The 18,659-nt window shown below is 56.9% G+C and carries 13 protein-coding genes; 3 read left to right on the forward strand and 10 right to left on the reverse strand.

Annotated features, from left to right (window positions below):
* Positions 1–115 precede the first annotated feature (115 nt).
* From fusA to rpsL, 3 genes are read right to left on the reverse strand one after another with little or no spacing between them, the layout of a single operon-like run.
* Entirely contained in the window at positions 116–2,233 is a 2,118-nt protein-coding gene (gene fusA / locus GOV89_RS16455; RefSeq protein ID WP_171180077.1) for an elongation factor G, read from the reverse strand.
* Between the two features lie 18 nt (positions 2,234–2,251).
* The gene (rpsG, locus tag GOV89_RS16460) at positions 2,252–2,722 is read right to left on the reverse strand and encodes a 30S ribosomal protein S7 (protein WP_010441203.1); all 471 of its coding nucleotides are present in this window, start codon (positions 2,720–2,722) and stop codon (positions 2,252–2,254) included.
* 15 nt (positions 2,723–2,737) lie between these two features.
* The gene (rpsL, locus tag GOV89_RS16465; RefSeq protein WP_005621086.1) at positions 2,738–3,109 is read right to left on the reverse strand and encodes a 30S ribosomal protein S12; all 372 of its coding nucleotides are present in this window, start codon (positions 3,107–3,109) and stop codon (positions 2,738–2,740) included.
* Between the two features lie 389 nt (positions 3,110–3,498).
* Between rpsL and GOV89_RS16470 the strand changes: the two genes are divergently transcribed.
* The gene (locus GOV89_RS16470) at positions 3,499–4,305 is read left to right on the forward strand and encodes a putative rhamnosyl transferase (RefSeq protein ID WP_171180079.1); all 807 of its coding nucleotides are present in this window, start codon (positions 3,499–3,501) and stop codon (positions 4,303–4,305) included.
* A 4-nt stretch (positions 4,306–4,309) separates the two neighbouring features.
* Entirely contained in the window at positions 4,310–5,116 is an 807-nt protein-coding gene (locus GOV89_RS16475; RefSeq protein ID WP_171238666.1) for a putative rhamnosyl transferase, read from the forward strand.
* Here GOV89_RS16475 and GOV89_RS16480 read toward each other — a convergent pair.
* Positions 5,101–5,970 (reverse strand): DMT family transporter, encoded by an 870-nt coding sequence (locus GOV89_RS16480; RefSeq protein WP_171180085.1) that lies wholly within the window; start codon positions 5,968–5,970, stop codon positions 5,101–5,103. The genes GOV89_RS16475 and GOV89_RS16480 overlap by 16 nt on opposite strands.
* An 87-nt stretch (positions 5,971–6,057) precedes the next feature.
* A complete protein-coding gene (locus GOV89_RS16485; protein ID WP_171180087.1) occupies positions 6,058–6,669 on the reverse strand; it encodes a hypothetical protein in 612 nt (203 codons plus the stop codon).
* Between the two features lie 223 nt (positions 6,670–6,892).
* Between GOV89_RS16485 and GOV89_RS16490 the strand changes: the two genes are divergently transcribed.
* Positions 6,893–7,390 (forward strand): DinB family protein, encoded by a 498-nt coding sequence (locus GOV89_RS16490; RefSeq protein WP_171238667.1) that lies wholly within the window; start codon positions 6,893–6,895, stop codon positions 7,388–7,390.
* A gap of 95 nt (positions 7,391–7,485) precedes the next feature.
* Here the strand turns inward: GOV89_RS16490 and rpoC are convergent, their stop codons facing one another.
* The 5 genes from rpoC to GOV89_RS16515 form a co-directional block, all read right to left on the reverse strand.
* On the reverse strand, positions 7,486–11,727 hold the full coding sequence (gene rpoC, locus GOV89_RS16495) for a DNA-directed RNA polymerase subunit beta' (RefSeq protein ID WP_171238668.1): 4,242 nt from the start codon (positions 11,725–11,727) through the stop codon (positions 7,486–7,488).
* Between the two features lie 50 nt (positions 11,728–11,777).
* On the reverse strand, positions 11,778–15,914 hold the full coding sequence (rpoB, locus tag GOV89_RS16500; RefSeq protein WP_171180091.1) for a DNA-directed RNA polymerase subunit beta: 4,137 nt from the start codon (positions 15,912–15,914) through the stop codon (positions 11,778–11,780).
* Between the two features lie 250 nt (positions 15,915–16,164).
* Entirely contained in the window at positions 16,165–16,539 is a 375-nt protein-coding gene (gene rplL / locus GOV89_RS16505; RefSeq protein WP_008204003.1) for a 50S ribosomal protein L7/L12, read from the reverse strand.
* Positions 16,540–16,618: 79 nt separating this feature from the next.
* A complete protein-coding gene (gene rplJ / locus GOV89_RS16510; protein ID WP_171238669.1) occupies positions 16,619–17,137 on the reverse strand; it encodes a 50S ribosomal protein L10 in 519 nt (172 codons plus the stop codon).
* Positions 17,138–17,468: 331 nt separating this feature from the next.
* A complete protein-coding gene (locus GOV89_RS16515) occupies positions 17,469–18,491 on the reverse strand; it encodes a Hint domain-containing protein (protein WP_171180092.1) in 1,023 nt (340 codons plus the stop codon).
* Positions 18,492–18,659 lie beyond the last annotated feature (168 nt).

Genomic DNA, 18,659 nt, shown 5'->3' on the forward strand with positions numbered 1-18,659 from the left:
CAATCGTGCCGATGTTGACGTGCGGTTTTGTACGCTCAAACTTTTCCTTTGCCATGATGGCCTCCTTTTTCGGTAATGAAGGGAGCCCCGCACCGGAGCTCCCTCAAATCTTCGCTTATGCGTATTTCGCCTGAATCTCGTCCGAGATGTTCTGCGGAACCGGATCGTAGTGGTCGAACTGCATGGTGAACTGGGCACGGCCCGACGACATCGAACGCAGAGTGTTGATGTAGCCGAACATGTTCGCCAGCGGAACGAACGCGTCGATCGCGATTGCGTTGCCGCGCGGTTCTTGACCAGACACCTGGCCACGACGCGAGGTCAGGTCGCCGATGATACCGCCGGTGTATTCTTCCGGGGTGATCACTTCGACCTTCATGATCGGTTCCAGCAGTTTCGCGCCTGCTTTGCGCATACCTTCACGCATACACATACGGGCCGCGATTTCGAACGCCAGAACGCTCGAGTCAACGTCGTGGAACTTACCGTCCAGCAAGGCAACCTTGAAGTCGATCACAGGGAAACCAGCCAGCGGGCCGCTGTCCATGACCGAGTTGATGCCTTTTTCAACACCTGGGATGTATTCCTTCGGAACAGCACCACCAACGATGCGGCTTTCGAACGAGTACCCTTCGCCCGGCTCAGTCGGCTGGATTTCCAGCTTAACTTCACCGAACTGACCCGAACCACCCGACTGTTTCTTGTGGGTGTAGGTGTGCTCGACCGGCATCGAGATGGTTTCACGATAGGCCACCTGCGGTGCACCGATGTTCGCTTCAACCTTGAACTCGCGCTTCAGACGGTCAACCAGAATGTCCAGGTGAAGTTCGCCCATGCCTTTCATGATGGTTTGACCCGATTCTAGGTCGGTTTCCACGCGGAAAGACGGGTCTTCAGCGGCCAGACGGGCCAGACCCTGGGACATCTTTTCCTGGTCGCCCTTGGTTTTGGGCTCAACCGCGATCTCGATCACTGGATCGGGGAAGGTCATGGTTTCCAGAACCACCGGATCCTTCGCATCACACAGTGTGTCACCGGTGGTGGTGTCTTTCAGACCCGCCAGCGCGATGATGTCGCCTGCAAACGCTTCTTCGATCTCTTCCCGGTTGTTCGAGTGCATCATCATCATACGACCGATGCGCTCTTTCTTACCTTTGGTCGAGTTCAGGATCGAGTCACCCTTGTTCATGGTGCCCGAGTAGATCCGGGTAAAGGTCAACGAGCCAACAAAGGGGTCGTTCATGATTTTGAACGCAAGACCCGAGAACGCCATTGCGTCATCGGCACGACGTGCGATGTCACGAACTTCTTCCTCGTCGCCGGGCTTAAAGCCCATGTAATCAACAACGTCCAGCGGGCTGGGCAGATAGTCGATCACAGCGTTGAGCAGCGGCTGAACACCTTTGTTCTTGAACGCAGAACCACCCAGAACCGGAACAAACGCGATGTCCAAGGTGCCTTTGCGCAGCAGGGCGCGCAGGGTCGGAACGTCGGGCTCATTGCCTTCCAGGTATTCCATCATCGCGTCGTCGTCCATTTCGACGGCCGCTTCGATCATCTTGCTGCGCCATTCGTCAGCCATGTCTTTCAGGCTGTCGCGGATCGGAGCTTTGATCCAGCTAGCGCCCAGATCTTCGCCCTGCCACAGCCATTCTTCCATGGTGACCAGGTCGATCAGACCTTCAAGCTCGGACTCGGCGCCGATCGGGATACCAACCGGAACAGCGCGTGCGCCGGTGCGGTCTTCGATCATGCGAACGCAGTTAAAGAAGTCTGCGCCGATCTTGTCCATTTTGTTGACGAAAACCATACGCGGAACCTTGTAGCGGTCAGCCTGACGCCACACGGTTTCGGTCTGGGGCTCAACACCGGCGTTTGCGTCCAGAACGCAGACAGCACCGTCGAGAACCGCCAGCGAGCGTTCAACTTCGATGGTGAAGTCAACGTGGCCGGGGGTGTCGATGATGTTCAGGCGGTGCTTGGGGGTATCGGCGGTCTGACCGTCTTCGGTGCGTTCCCAGAAGGTGGTGGTCGCAGCCGAGGTGATGGTGATGCCGCGTTCCTGCTCCTGCTCCATCCAGTCCATGGTGGCTGCACCATCGTGCACCTCACCGATGTTGTGGGATTTACCAGTGTAATACAGGATACGCTCCGAGCAGGTGGTCTTACCTGCGTCGATGTGCGCCATGATACCGAAGTTACGGTACAGTTCGAGCGGATATTCGCGTGCCATTTTTGATAAGCCTCTGAATTACCAACGGTAGTGGCTGAAGGCTTTGTTTGCCTCGGCCATCTTGTGGGTGTCTTCGCGCTTCTTCACGGCAGTACCGCGGGACTGTACAGCGTCCAGCAGTTCACCGGCGAGGCGTTCTTCCATGGTGTTTTCGTTGCGGCCGCGCGCAGCAGTGATCAGCCAGCGGATGGCCAGCGCTTCGCGGCGCTCGGGGCGCACTTCGACCGGAACCTGATAGGTTGCACCACCAACCCGGCGCGAGCGAACCTCGACCGATGGTTTGATGTTGTCGAGCGCTTCGTGGAACACTTCGACAGGAGCGCGCTTTACCTTGTTCTCAACGCGGTCAAACGCGTTGTAAACGATGCGCTCTGCGACCGACTTCTTGCCGTCGATCATCAGGTTGTTCATGAATTTGGTCAGTACCTTGTCGCCAAACTTGGCGTCAGGCAGGACTTCGCGTTTTTCGGCGGCGTGACGACGTGACATATCAGCCTCTCCTTCTTACTTGGGACGCTTCGCGCCGTATTTCGAACGACGTTGCTTACGGTCTTTGACGCCCTGAGTATCCAGAACACCGCGCAGGATGTGGTAACGCACACCGGGAAGGTCTTTCACACGGCCGCCACGGATCAGAACAACCGAGTGTTCCTGCAGGTTGTGGCTTTCACCGGGGATGTACGAGATGACCTCGAACCCGTTGGTCAGGCGCACTTTGGCAACCTTACGCATAGCCGAGTTCGGCTTTTTCGGTGTGGTGGTGTACACGCGGGTGCAGACGCCGCGCTTCTGCGGGCACTGCTCCAGGTGCATGGACTTCGAGCGTTTTACTTTAGGCTGCCGCGGTTTGCGGATCAGCTGTTGAATAGTTGGCATTCCGGTTTCTTCCCCGTTTTGCAACACACATGACATGCACGCGGGCTGCGTGCGGCTAAATTCGTTGCACTCATGCGTCCACAAGCGCAAAATCCGCGAGCGTTCCCATTCCGAGGTGAACGTCGCGGTTGGTTATCAGAGGACGCGAACTGCAAAATTGTCCGGGTCTTGACCAGTTCATTACTGAAATCGGTTTTGGGGCGGCCCCCGGTACCGAGATGACGCGCGTAATAGGCGGAGTCGACCCAAGTGTCAACAGCACTATACCGGCAGCCTCGGGCGGGCAGGGATTAGGGCGTCGGAGGCTTCAACATAAGACGCTACCACCCCGTTGCAGCCGTTTCACGGCGGGGGCATAGTCGTGCGGAATACCAGGTGATGGACAACAGATGCAAGTGATTGGCCTGTGCCGCTTTTCCTATCCTTCGATTGGCGGCTTTCGGCTCAGCCAAGACTCAATCGAAGATCAAAGACGGTTTCTGTATGACACCGACAGGATGGAGGAACGCTTTCGCCTGTTTGAAACCATCACTCTGCCCGGCTTTCGCTCCCAAACCGATGAGGCGTTTGAGCTGCTGGTGCTTACGGGAACATGCCTGCCGCCACCCTATGCGCAACGGCTACGAGATCTGACCGCTGGGATCAAACAGATCCGCATCATCGAAAAGGAAGCCGCAGATCATAAGCGAGTGATGCGGGAGGTTCTGAACACCGCCCGAACAGACCCGCATAAACCCTGCCTTCAGTTTCGGCATGACGACGATGACGCGGTCTCGGTCGATTTCATAGAAAAGCTACGCTCTGCAATTCGCGAAAATGCAGGACTGGTACAGCAGAGCGAGTCGGTCGCGATAGACTACAACCTCGGTTACGTCGCCCGGCGTGACAAAAATGAGTTGCACGTCGCGCAGGTCTATCGATCACTGCTGGGGGTCGGCTTGGGTATGTATGTTCGGGGCGGAAGTAAACGGACAATCTTTGACCGACTGCACAACAGACTGGCGCGGTTCATGCCAGTCGTCAGCTACCCGGACGCACCAATGTGGGTGCGGATGCTGCACGGGTTCAACGACTCGGACCACGCCCGGAAGGATACGCGTGATTTGTTGCCCGTCACTGGGGAACAGGCAATGGATTTGCGTACACGTTTCTCTATCGACCCTGAAGAGGTCGAAACTACCCCTGTCGGGACTTGAGCAGATGCAGGTCCTCGGTCTTTGCCGCTTTTCCTATCCCGCCATTGGTGGGTTTCAAACCATGCATGCCTCTGTCGAAGAACGGCGGCAGTTCCTGTATCACCACGATCGGTTGGAAGAGCGGTTCCGTTTGTTTGAAACCATCGCCCTGCCCGGTCTGCGACAGCAAACCGACCAAGACTTTCATCTGCGGATCGTCATTGGTGAATGCCTGCCCAAACCCGCCTTCGATCGCCTGAACGACCTGACCGCTGACCTGAAACGGGTAGAAATTGTCGCCAGACCTCCGGGCCGGCACAGGAAGGTCATGCAAGAGGTTCTGAATGCGGCACGTCAAAATCTCGACGCGCCTTGCCTGCAGTTTCGTCACGACGATGATGATGCAGTGGCCGTGGACTTTGTCGAAAGACTGCGGGGAACGGCAGTTGATTGCGCAGCGCTCTTGCAGAGCCGCACTATGGTGGCGATTGATTTCAACTTCGGGTATCTGGCCCGCGCAAATGCCCAAGGGATTCAGGCCATTCGCGTGCATCGCCCGCTGATGACAGCCGGGCTTGGCATGTTTGTGCAGGGCGGCAACCGGAAATCAATCATGAATTTTGCCCACAACAGGATGAACCGGGCTATGCCTGTGGTCACCCGCCCCGATGGCCCGATGTGGGTGCGTGGCTTGAACCGATTCAATGACTCTCCCCGCACAAGAAGCACGAATGCCGACCTAAGTCCGCTTTCACCACCACAAAAAGCCGAATTCCTATCCCGCTTTGCCATTGACCAGACCTATGTCAGGCAGGTTCACGCTGCACCTTGACGAACCCTCTCGCGGAAGAGTGTGAACAACCCTGCGCCTACGATCAGCGCTGCACCTAGCATCGTCACCGCATCTGGCCATTCATCAAAAACGACCCACCCCAGCCCCAACGCCCAGAGCAGGCTGGAATACCGAAACGGGGCAACAAATCCAACATCCCCCTGACGCATGACCATGACGCTTAAAAGATATCCCATCAGCACAAAGACGGCAGCGACGGCGACCAGAGACCCTGCTGCAGCCGAGACCGGCGCCCATCCTTCAAAAACCGAAGCAATCGCCGCGACAACTGCGATTGAGCCCGAGGTTGCCAGGGTCACAACCATCGACGGCACATCGGCGGACATGCGTCGGGTAACAAGATCCCGAACCGTAATCAACGCCACTGCGATCAGGGCATAGACAGAATACACGCTGAACCCGTCCGGGCCCGGCCGTACGATCAACACCATACCAATGAACCCCACAACAATCGCCAAGGTACGCCGCCAGCCGACCTGCTCTGAGAAAACCAACGCCGCGCCCAGCGTGACAGTCAGTGGCAGCGCCTGCAAAATGGCCGTCACGTTGGCAAGCGGCATATTCTTCAACGCTGTCAAAAAAAAGAAAGTGGCAGCCAGTTCGGTCAAGCTACGCAGGGCGACCAGCCACTTGTCGTGCCGCGAAAAATTCAGGTGCAGCGCCCCCAGAGACCGCGCCAGCAGATAAACCAGCATAACGGCCAAAGCACCCCTTAGTGCAACCAACTGGAAAAGCGGCAATTCCTGTAACGCGACCTTCACCAGCGTATCGTTCAGGGTAAATGCCGCCATGCTGCCCATCATTAGCAAGGCACCTTTGGTGTTCGGGGTCATAAGGATTGGGCTCCGGGCTGGCAAACGCCTGTATTGGCCAGGGTATAACCTTGGATGTCAATATCGCTTGCCGCCACCATCCAGATGTCAGCCTAAAGGCAAAATAATTCCGAAGACGTTCAAGCTCGAAGGTTCCGTCGTGTCTTTGACAAAATCCACCCAGTCTTTTCCGTAGGTTTGCTCAAAAAATACCGGGTAGTTCCAAACAAGGTTGTGAAAGGTGAATGTCGTCAGCAACGCGCCAACCGTTAGCGCACCTGCAAATTCTCGAAGCTTACCTTTCAGAAAAAGCGTCACCATGATGCAGGCCCCACCCGCAAGACCGAGGCTGACGAAATCCTGCGTATCAACCTGTCGTTGAACTGGTATGCCGACGGATTGATACTGAATGTAGCGGGTCAGAAAAACGGCAAAGATCCCCAGCAAAAACGCCCCGACAAATGCACCTGGATAGGCCAGGCGTCGCCAGAAGCTCTCGGCTCTGGGCCGGGGTGCGTTTCTTGCATTCTCGTCTGAGCGCTGCCTGATCCGCGCAACGCGATCTTCGAAAGAGTTGTGTTCTGTGCCCATGAGCCAATTCAAAATCAAAATAATATCTCTGGTCGGAGCTAAGCTAGAGATTGTGGGTCCGCAAGAACGAAGCACCGTGCTTGAAGGCAGTGTTGGATCAAATTGTCGTGCTGTCTTGCCACAACGCAATCTGCTTTCGTGTTAACAAGCGCGAACCGAAAACAGGACTTGGTTATGCAGCGCATTGACAGGCTTGATTGAGAAAAAGCTCACGCAAAGCCGGTGACATCTGTAATTTCATAGTCACCCAACGACGTGATAGCGTGTGCGGGCCCCAGCGCAATTTGCCTTGTTCCAATGTAAAGCGCTCAATTTTCCCAATACTTCCACAATAACTCTGAGGCCATGAAAGATGATTTCAGCCGCTTATTGCCGACTTATGGCGCGCTACAATAGATGGCAAAATATCTCGCTCATCACTGCATCGGACGGCTTGACCGAAGCTCAGCGCTGGAAGGATCGAGGCGCGTTCTTCAAATCCATCGCTGCAACTATGAACCACCTCTATTGGGCCGATGCCCTTATGCTTGAGCGCATCAAAGGAAACGAACGCCCACAGGAAACAATCACCCATTCACTGACCAGCCCTTCAGATTGGTCTGAATTCAAAGACTTACGCACGCAGCGCGATACGGAAATCCAAGGATGGGCTTCTGGCACAACCTGTGAATATCTCAATGGTTTTGTCAGGTGGTACCCACCTGGCAGCTTATCCAAAATCGAAATGCCTAAGGCCGTCTGTGTTGTTCAGTTCTTTAATCACCAAGCCCATCACCGGGGGCAAATAAATGCCATGCTCACCGCCGCAGGGGCCGCGCCAGAGCCTACAGATATACCGCTAATGCCTTAGCTATTGCTTTCAATTGCCGTGGGCCAACGTTGACACTAATCCAAGAAAAAAGGCCCCGCGTTTTGCAGGGCCTTTTTCAAATTTATACTGTGAGCTTACTCGCGGCTTTCCGGGGTTTCCACCAGAACGTCCAGCTCATCACCAACCATGTCGTCGTCGAAAGTCGGCGCGGCCAGAGCAGCGGCGGCTTCGGCCTCTTCCCGGCGGGCTTCGATGACCACGTTGTCACGCGACTGCGCGATGTGGCGGACGGCCTGAGTGGCCCCACCGGTACCGGCGGGGATCAGACGACCAACGATGACGTTCTCTTTCAGGCCAACCAGCTTGTCCTTCTTGCCCTGAACCGAAGCTTCGGTCAGCACACGGGTGGTTTCCTGGAACGACGCCGCCGAGATGAACGAACGCGTCTGCAGCGAGGCTTTGGTGATCCCCAACAGGATCGGTTCGCCCTGTGCCGGACGACCACCGCGCGAGAGGGTCTTCTCGTTGGCCGCGTCGAACTCCTGCTTGTCGACATGCTCGCCTTTTAGCAGGGTGGTGTCGCCTGAATCCAGGATCTCCCACTTCTGCAGCATCTGGCGCACGATGACCTCGATGTGCTTGTCGTTGATCTTCACGCCCTGCAGACGATACACGTCCTGCACCTCGTCGATCATGTAATCCGCCAGCGCTTCGACACCCATGATGGACAGGATGTCATGCGGAGCCGGGTTACCGTCCATCAGGTATTCACCCTTCTGGATGAAGTCCCCTTCGGCGACCGGGATGTGCTTGCCCTTGGGTACCATGTACTCGATGGTCTCCATGGACTCGTCCGCCGGTTCGATGCTGATACGGCGCTTGTTCTTGTAGTCGCGGCCAAAGCGCACGTAACCATCGGCTTCTGCGATGATCGCGTGATCTTTCGGACGACGGGCTTCGAACAGTTCGGCCACACGCGGCAAACCACCGGTGATGTCCTTGGTCTTGGCACCTTCACGCGGGATACGCGCGACAACGTCACCGGCTTCGATTTGCTGGCCATCTTCGACCGACAGGATCGCATCCACCGACATCGGATAGTGAACCGGGTTGCCCGCGTCGTTGCGGACCGGCTCGCCATCTTCACCGACCAGAATGATCTCGGGCTTGAGGTCGCTGCCTTTGGGGGCCGCGCGCCAGTCGATCACGATCTTCTGGGTCATGCCGGTTGCTTCGTCAGTCTCGTCGCGGACAGCAAGGCCCGAAACAAGGTCAACGTATTTCGCGGTACCGGCTTTCTCGGCGATGATCGGCAGGGTGTAGGGATCCCATTCGAACAGCTTGTCGCCACGGGCCACTTTGGTGCCGTCTTTGACGAACAGCTTGGAGCCGTAGCCCAACTTGAAGCTGGCACGCTCTTCGCCATGCTCGTCGTTGATCACCAGCTTCATGTTCCGGCCCATGACCAGGCTTTCGCCTGCGGCATTGACCAGGATCTGCGGGTTCTCGAGCGCGACAACACCTTCTTGGTTGGCTTCCTGGAACGACTGCTGACCACCTTGCGCAACACCACCGATGTGGAAAGTCCGCATGGTCAGCTGCGTACCGGGTTCACCGATCGACTGAGCGGCGATGATGCCGACAGCTTCACCTGTGTTCACCATGGTACCGCGGGCCAAGTCACGACCGTAGCAGGTTGCACAGACGCCTTCCTCGGACTCACAAGTCAGAGGTGAGCGGATGCGCATTGAGGCAACACCGGCTTCGTCGATGGTGTCGGCCATACGTTCGTCGATCAGCTGACCTGCAGCCACGATCACCTCATCGGTGCCCGGACGCAGAACATCGTCAGCAGCGACACGGCCCAGCACACGTTCGGCCAGCGAGGCGACAACCTCACCGTCGTTCACAGCGGCTTCGGCTGTGATCGCACGCTCGGTGCCACAATCGATCTCACGAACGATACAGTCTTGCGCCACGTCCACCAGACGACGGGTCAGGTAACCCGAGTTCGCTGTCTTCAGAGCGGTATCCGACAGACCCTTACGGGCACCGTGGGTCGAGTTGAAGTACTCGAGAACGGTCAGGCCTTCTTTAAAGTTCGAGATGATCGGCGTCTCGATGATGTCACCGTTCGGCTTGGCCATCAGGCCGCGCATACCGCCCAGCTGTTTCATCTGAGTGACCGAGCCACGCGCACCCGAGTGGGCCATCATGTAGACCGAGTTCGGTTCCTGCTCGGACCCGTCCTCTGCCCGATCCGATGACGAGATCGTGCTCATCATCGCGTCGGTGACGCGATCGTTACACTTCGACCAGGCATCGACAACCTTGTTGTACTTTTCGCCCTGAGTGATCAGGCCATCCATGTACTGCTGTTCGAAATCCTTCACCTGACCGCGGGTGTCATCAACGATGCCCCACTTGTCGCCTGGGATGACCATGTCGTCCTTACCGAACGAGATGCCCGCCTTGAACGCTTCTTTGAAGCCCATCGACATGATCTGGTCACAGAAGATAACCGACTCTTTCTGACCGCAGTAACGGTAGACGGTGTCGATCACCTGCTGCACTTCTTTCTTCCGCAGCAGGCGGTTGACCAGTTCGAACGGCGCTTTGTTGTTCATCGGCAGCAGAGCACCCAGACGCAGACGGCCCGGAGTGGTTTCATAGCGCTTTTGAACTTCGTTGCCTTCGTCGTCGATCTGCGTGATCCGCGCGGTGATTTTTGAGTGCAGATGCACCTCACCCGCGTCCAGCGCATGCTGAACTTCTTCGATCGAACCAAAGACCTTGCCTTCGCCCGGCATGCCTTCGCGCTCCAGGGTCACATAGTAGAGACCCAGGATCATATCCTGCGATGGAACGATGATCGGTGCGCCGTTTGCAGGCGACAGAACGTTGTTCGTCGACATCATCAGAACACGGGCTTCCAGCTGCGCCTCAAGGCTCAGCGGCACGTGAACGGCCATCTGGTCACCGTCGAAGTCGGCGTTAAAGGCCGAACAGACCAGCGGGTGCAGCTGGATCGCTTTACCTTCGATCAGGACCGGCTCGAACGCCTGAATGCCAAGACGGTGCAGCGTCGGCGCACGGTTCAGCATGACAGGGTGTTCGCGGATCACCTCGTCGAGAATATCCCACACTTCGGGACGCTCTTTCTCGACCAGTTTCTTCGCCTGTTTCACGGTCGAAGACAGACCCTTGGCTTCAAGGCGCGAGTAGATGAACGGCTTGAACAGTTCCAGCGCCATCTTCTTGGGCAGACCACACTGGTGCAGCTTAAGCTCCGGACCGGTCACAATGACCGAACGGCCCGAGAAGTCGACGCGCTTACCCAGAAGGTTCTGACGGAAGCGGCCCTGCTTGCCTTTCAGCATGTCCGACAGCGATTTCAGCGGGCGCTTGTTGGCGCCAGTGATCACGCGGCCACGACGGCCGTTGTCGAACAGAGCATCCACGGATTCCTGCAGCATCCGCTTTTCGTTGCGGACGATGATGTCAGGCGCGCGCAGTTCGATCAGACGCTTCAGACGGTTGTTCCGGTTGATGACGCGGCGATACAGATCGTTCAGGTCCGAAGTCGCGAAACGGCCACCATCCAGCGGAACCAGCGGACGCAATTCCGGCGGAATGACCGGGATCACAGTCATAACCATCCATTCGGGCCGGTTGCCCGACTCGAGGAAGGATTCAACAACCTTCAGACGCTTGATGATCTTCTTGGGCTTCAGCTCGCCGGTGGCTTCGGCCAGATCGGCGCGTAGCTGCTCGGCTTCGGCTTCCAGATCGATCTGGGCCAGCATCTCGCGGATGGCTTCGGCACCGATATTCGCGGTGAACGCGTCCATGCCATAGGCATCCTGCGCATCCATGTACTCTTCTTCGGTCAGCATCTGGCCGTAGGTCAGGTCAGTCAGACCAGGCTCGATGACGACATAGTTCTCAAAGTACAGAACGCGTTCCAGATCGCGCAGCGTCATGTCCAGCATCAGACCGATGCGGGACGGCAGCGATTTCAGGAACCAGATATGTGCGACGGGCGCGGCCAGTTCGATGTGGCCCATACGCTCGCGGCGGACTTTCTGCAGGGTGACTTCCACACCGCATTTTTCGCAGACAACGCCGCGATACTTCATCCGCTTATATTTGCCGCACAGACATTCGTAGTCTTTGATCGGGCCAAAGATACGCGCGCAGAACAGGCCGTCACGTTCAGGCTTGAACGTCCGGTAGTTGATGGTTTCGGGTTTCTTGATCTCGCCATAGGACCAAGACAGGATCCGCTCGGGCGACGCCAGCGAGACCTTGATCTCGTCAAAGACCTTCGGGGGCGTCAGCGGGTTGAACGGGTTGTTGGTGATTTCCTGGTTCATTTGTTACCTCAAATCTTGCGGAAGGGGGGACGGGAGAAAGGGCAGCGCCCTTACTCCTCAACCTCCGCATCCAGGAGTTCCATATTCAGGCCGAGGCCACGGACTTCTTTCACCAGAACGTTGAACGATTCCGGTACGCCCGCTTCAAAGTTATCCTCGCCCTTGACGATCGACTCATAGACCTTGGTCCGGCCGGCGACGTCATCCGATTTCACGGTGAGCATCTCCTGCAGGGTGTAGGCGGCGCCGTAAGCTTCCAGAGCCCAGACTTCCATCTCACCAAAGCGCTGACCACCGAACTGCGCCTTACCACCCAGCGGCTGCTGGGTCACCAGGCTGTACGGCCCGGTCGAACGCGCGTGGATTTTGTCGTCCACAAGGTGGTGCAGTTTCAGCAGGTACTTGATGCCCACGGTGACCGGACGCGCGAATTGCTCACCGGTACGACCGTCGAACAGAACCGACTGACCGCTTTCCGAGAAGCCCGCACGCACCAGCGCATCGTTGACGTCAGCCTCTTTGGCGCCGTCGAAGACCGGGGTTGCGATCGGAACACCGCGGGTCACGTTGCCCGCTGCCTCGATCAGGCCATCCTCGTCCAGACCGGTGATGCCTTCTTCGTAGACATCTTCGCCATAGGCCAGCTTCATCGCTTCGCGCACCGGGGTCAGATCGCCGGAGCGGCGATATTCACCCAGAGCCTCATCAATGTTCAGACCCAGGCCGCGTGCAGCCCAACCCATGTGGGTTTCAAGGATCTGACCAACGTTCATACGCGAAGGTACGCCAAGTGGGTTAAGACAGAAGTCAACCGGGGTACCATCGGCCAGGAACGGCATGTCTTCCATCGGAACAACCTTGGAGATCACACCTTTGTTCCCGTGACGACCGGCCATCTTGTCGCCTGGCTGCAGCTTACGCTTCACGGCGATGAAGACTTTGACCATCTTCATCACACCCGGCGGCAGGTCGTCGCCACGACGGACTTTTTCGACCTTGTCTTCGAAACGGGCGTCCAAAGCACGCTTTTGCACTTCGTACTGCTCGTTCAGAGCTTCGACGATCTGCGCGTCCTGCTCGCCTTCCAGCGCCAGCTGCCACCACTGACCACGAGTCAGAGTTTCCAGCAGCTCCTCGGTGATCACCGACCCTGCCTTGACGCCTTTCGGCCCTTTGACAGCGGTTTTACCTAGGATCAAGCCCTGCAGACGCGCATAGATGTTGCGGTCCAGGATCGCCAACTCGTCGTCCCGGTCACGGGCCAGACGTTCGACTTCCTCACGCTCGATCTGCAGCGCACGCTCGTCTTTTTCGACGCCGTGACGGTTGAAGACACGGACTTCGACGACTGTACCGTAATCGCCCGGCTTCACGCGCAGCGAGGTGTCGCGCACGTCAGATGCTTTTTCACCGAAGATGGCGCGCAGCAGCTTTTCTTCCGGGGTCATCGGGCTTTCGCCCTTCGGAGTGATCTTGCCGACCAGAATATCGCCCGGCTCAACATCCGCGCCGATGTAAACGATGCCCGCCTCGTCGAGGTTGCGCAGCGCTTCTTCACCGACGTTCGGGATGTCGCGGGTGATCTCTTCCGGACCCAGCTTAGTGTCACGGGCGGCGACTTCGAATTCCTCGATATGGACCGAGGTAAAGACGTCATCACGCGCGATACGTTCGCTGATCAGGATCGAGTCTTCGTAGTTGTAACCGTTCCAAGGCATGAACGCGACGACCACGTTCTTACCAAGCGCCAGTTCACCCATGTCGGTCGACGGACCGTCGGCAATGACCTCGCCCTTCTGGACGGTGTCACCCACCTTGATCAGCGGACGCTGGTTGATGCAGGTGTTCTGGTTCGAACGCTGGAACTTGCGCAGACGGTAAATGTCAACGCCAGCGTCACCCAGTTCCAGATCTTCGGTGGCGCGGATAACGATACGCTGGGCATCGACCTGGTCGATGATACCGGCGCGTTTCGCCTGAATCGCAGCACCCGAGTCGATCGCAACCTTTTCCTCGATACCGGTACCGACCAGCGGTGCTTCGGCCCGCAGCAGCGGAACCGCCTGACGTTGCATGTTCGAGCCCATCAGAGCGCGGTTGGCGTCGTCATTTTCAAGGAACGGGATCAGCGATGCAGCGACCGAGACCAGCTGTTTCGGCGACACGTCGATCAGGTCTACATTCTCGCGCGGGGCAAGGGTGTAGTCACCGGCCTGGCGGGTCGACACCAGATCGTTGATGAACTTGCCATCGGCATCCAGCGTCGCGTTCGCCTGCGCCACGGTGTGACGCATCTCCTCGGTCGCGGACATGTAGTGAACCTCATCGGTCACCTCGGCGTCTTTGACAACGCGATACGGTGTTTCGATGAAGCCATATTTGTTCACGCGAGCAAAGGTGGCCAGCGAGTTGATCAGACCGATGTTCGGACCTTCCGGCGTTTCAATCGGGCACATCCGGCCATAGTGGGTCGGGTGCACGTCGCGCACCTCAAAGCCCGCACGCTCACGCGTCAGACCACCGGGCCCAAGCGCCGAGAGACGGCGTTTGTGCGTAACTTCCGACAGCGGGTTGGTCTGGTCCATGAACTGCGACAGCTGCGACGAGCCGAAGAATTCGCGGACAGCAGCCGCAGCAGGTTTCGCGTTGATCAGGTCCTGAGGCATGACAGTGTCGATTTCAACCGACGACATACGCTCTTTGATCGCGCGCTCCATACGCAGCAGGCCAACGCGGTACTGGTTTTCCATCAGTTCGCCAACCGAACGCACACGACGGTTGCCGAGGTGGTCAATATCGTCCACGTCGCCTTTGCCGTCACGCAGTTCAACCAGCGCCTTGATGCAGGCCACGATATCTTCACGGCGTAGGGTGCGCAGGGTGTCCGGCGCATCCAGTGCCAAACGCATGTTCATCTTCACGCGGCCAACGGCGGACAGGTCATAACGCTCGCTGTCGAAGAACAGGGTGTCGAACAGGGCCGACGCAGCTTCAACGGTGGGCGGTTCGCCCGGACGCATGACGCGGTAGATATCCATCAGCGCGGTTTCGCGGCTCATGTTCTTGTCCTGAGCCATGGTATTGCGCATGTACGGACCAACATTGACGTTGTCGATATCCAGAACCGGGATGTCGGTGATGCCCGCATCGATCAGTTCTTTGGCAGTACCGCCAATCAGGTCACCGTCTTTGTCGTATTCCAGGGTCAGTTCATCACCGGCTTCGACATAGATCGCGCCGTTTTCTTCGTTGATGATGTCCTTCGCGACAAATTTGCCAACGATGTGATCGAACGGAACCAGAAGGTCGGTTACGGTGCCTTCGTCGATCAGTTTTTTGACCGCGCGCGGAGTGACTTTCTTACCTGCTTCGGCAATCACTTCACCGGATTTGGCGTCAACCAGATCATAGGTCGGACGGGTCCCACGCACACGCTCGGGGAAGAACGGCGTGATCCACCCTTTCTTCTTGTCCAGCTTGTAGGACACGGTGTTGTAATACGCGTCCATGATCGCTTCCTGATCCAAACCCAGTGCATAAAGCAGGGTTGTCACAGGCAGTTTGCGGCGGCGGTCGATACGGGCGAACACGATGTCCTTGGCGTCGAATTCAAAGTCCAGCCAGCTGCCGCGATACGGGATGATGCGGCAGGCAAACAGCAACTTGCCCGAGGAATGGGTCTTGCCCTTGTCGTGGTCAAAGAACACACCGGGCGAGCGGTGCATCTGGGATACGATCACACGCTCGGTCCCGTTCACGACAAAGGTGCCGTTCGGCGTCATCAAAGGCATGTCGCCCATGAAGACATCCTGTTCCTTGATGTCTTTTACCGACTTCGCGCCGGTGTCTTCGTCGACATCAAACACGATCAGACGCAGAGTGACCTTCAGCGGCGCGCTGTAAGTCATGTCACGCTGCATACATTCTTCGACGTCGTATTTGGGTTTTTCCAGATCGTATTTCACGAACTCCAGAACGGAGGTTTCGTTGAAATCCTTGATCGGGAAAACCGACTGGAACACACCTTTGATGCCTTCGCCGTCTGTTGGCTGCTCTGCATCGCCGGAGCGTAGGAAAAGATCATAAGAAGATTTCTGTACCTCAATAAGGTTCGGCATCTCCAGCACTTCGCGGATTTTGCCGTAGTATTTACGAAGACGTTTCTGGCCAAGGAACGTTTGAGCCATGTCAGATGTCACCTTTCGATGTTCTCAGCGGGCAAAGACACCGTCGGGCCCCGGCATCTTGCACAATCGAGACAACACGTCCGGATCAATTCATGGCCACCGTCCCGAAGGCGGCCTCCCGATCCGAAAACCGTGTCTTAGAAAACACCCCATGCGTTGAGGCCCTTTCTAAGACAGGTTCGGCTGGACCCGGATTTCTCCGGACCCAGCCAAATTTTTCGGCGCATCAGCGACGCACCTGAGACTAAGCTTAGGCCAGCTCGACTTCGGCGCCAGCTGCTTCCAGCTTGGCTTTGACGTCTTCTGCTTCTGCTTTGTCCACGCCTTCTTTGATCTTGCCGCCGGCTTCGACCAGTTCCTTGGCTTCTTTCAGGCCCAGGCCGGTGATGCCGCGAACTTCTTTGATGACGTTGATTTTCGATGCGCCGGCGTTCTTCAGAACGACGTCGAATTCGGTTTTTTCTTCCTCAGCTGCGCCGCCGGCGTCGCCGCCTGCTGCCATGACAACTGCGCCGCCTGCTGCGGGCTCGATGCCATATTCGTCTTTGAGGATGGTTTTCAGTTCTTGTGCTTCCAGCAGGGTCAGACCCACGATGCTTTCTGCGAGTGCTTTCAGATCAGCCATTTTATCAGCTCTTTCCGTTTACAGTGTGTGTTCCAACGTCAGGGTATTCACCCTACGCAGATCATTCAGTGCCAACCGCTTACGCAGCTTCCGCCTTTTCTTCGATGGTGGAAAGCATGCTTGCGATGTTGCTTGCAGGTGCGCCAATCGCGCCGGCGATGTTCGAAGCAGGTGCGCCAATGCAGCCCACGATCGAAGCAATAAGCTCCTCGCGAGACGGCATTTTCGAAACTGTTTCGACGCCTTTGCGGTCCAGAGCGTTCTCACCCATTGCACCGCCGAGGATCTCAAAATTCTTGTTATCCTTGGCGAAGTCCTCGGCCACCTTGGCTGCTGCCACGGGGTCCTCGGAATAGGTCAGAACGGTCATCCCTGTCAGCAGGTCGGCCATGCTTTCACACGGCTTACCCTCAAGGGCGATTTTGGCGAGCCTGTTCTTGGCAACACGCACAGAGCCACCCGCGTCACGAGCACGTGCGCGAAGGTCCTGCATCTCGGCAACTGTCAGACCGGCGTAGTGAGCAACCACTACGACGCCAGAGCTTTCGAAGATTTGGCCGAGTTCCTCGACCACTTTCTCTTTCTGGGCTCTATCCACAGTTCTCTCCAAGTTAGGGGCGATACCTCACCCCGGCTCATATTTGCCGCAGCCTTCGCTCCGGCGTTCAGGTCCGTTGTTACGGGATTGGCCAAAATGCGCCCGAGGGTGGGACCCTCAGAATTCTTTGGTCTTACCCGTCTCAGGCAGGGAATTAAGGGACCAAATGGACCCACCCACCGTCTTGGACGAAACGAAAGAAAGCGCACGACGAATCGCACGCTTTATTCCGCAGGTCTACTTAGGGCAGAAGGGCGGGGTTTCCAAGGGGTAAATTGAGGGTTCGCCCCGATTTCAAGCGCCCTCGCATCTGACCCAACCGATGCAGGGATTATATGTAAGCACGCAACACTGACGCCGCGCCTGACCCGATGGTCATGGCCGCAGTGCGATCAAACCCTGCATCCGCGTTCTGCAGCGCCGGGAACAGAGACAGGATTTCACTGCGTTGCGAGGATGACAGCGTGCTGACCGAATTTTTGGTCAGGAAAAAGCTCTCGGTCAGAGCGCCGTTCGATTGCATGATGTGATGACGATCAAACATGAAATGCGTGTATCTCACTGTCCCGGATTCGCGGATCGATACACCGGGCATGCCGCACAGGTGCTTGGCCGCGACCAAAACCTCGGCCTGACCAAACAGCATTTCCGCCGCGGGCACATCAATCAAAACCCGGTGTTGCTGTGACACAACCAACGTGCCGGAGTTTCCAATCGCACCAGCCTGGATCACAACCGGGGCACACGCACCTTTGGCGGCCACCTCGGTATGGCCAACCCAAAGAACCTCTTGGAACCCGGCATCGCGGGTCCAGACCTTAGTGCCGACCCGCAGATCTTCGACTGGCAAATCGCCAGCCTCCGTTCGGATCAAAGTGCCTTCTCCAAAGCAGGTGATATAATCGGCGTAATCTGATGCCCCTAAGTTGGACCCGCCGACCTTTACGTAAGAGACACCATCCTGCAACGGGGCTGAAGATGCATATCCCCATACATCCTGCGTCACGCCACCTTGAGAGAATACGTATATGTCGATCTCAGGTCCGGTTGGGCTTCCCCCTGCATCCAGAGCCCGCACTGTAATCACGGATTCAGATTCAACGCCCTGCCCGTTTGCAACAATGCCGCCGCCATCAATGATCGTGTGGTTTGCCGTGTCATCATCGTTGAAGACATCAACGTCAAGCGTGTCATCCAGGGTGATGGTTGCGCCCATACCCGACGAGTACACAAAAACCGTGCCATTCGGTGTGTCAGAGTTGTTTATGATGCCGTCTCCGACAATCGACCCGTTACTGCTTGAGGTTACGACCAGACTTTCGTTGTCCTGCGCAAAGAATACTCGTTCGACCATATTAACTTCCAACCAAGTGTTTGACGCGCGCCAATTGACCCTGCCTCAAGACTGTCACGGCAAGCTTACCTGCGGGACGCTATCAAATCATTGAACCGATTTGAAAGAGACTGTTCTTCACAAATTTGAAAGCACGACCTGCAAAACAAAGAAACCCCGGCGGAATAA

Source organism: Ruegeria sp. HKCCA5763 (assembly GCF_013034545.1).
Classification (GTDB): Bacteria; Pseudomonadota; Alphaproteobacteria; order Rhodobacterales; family Rhodobacteraceae; genus Ruegeria.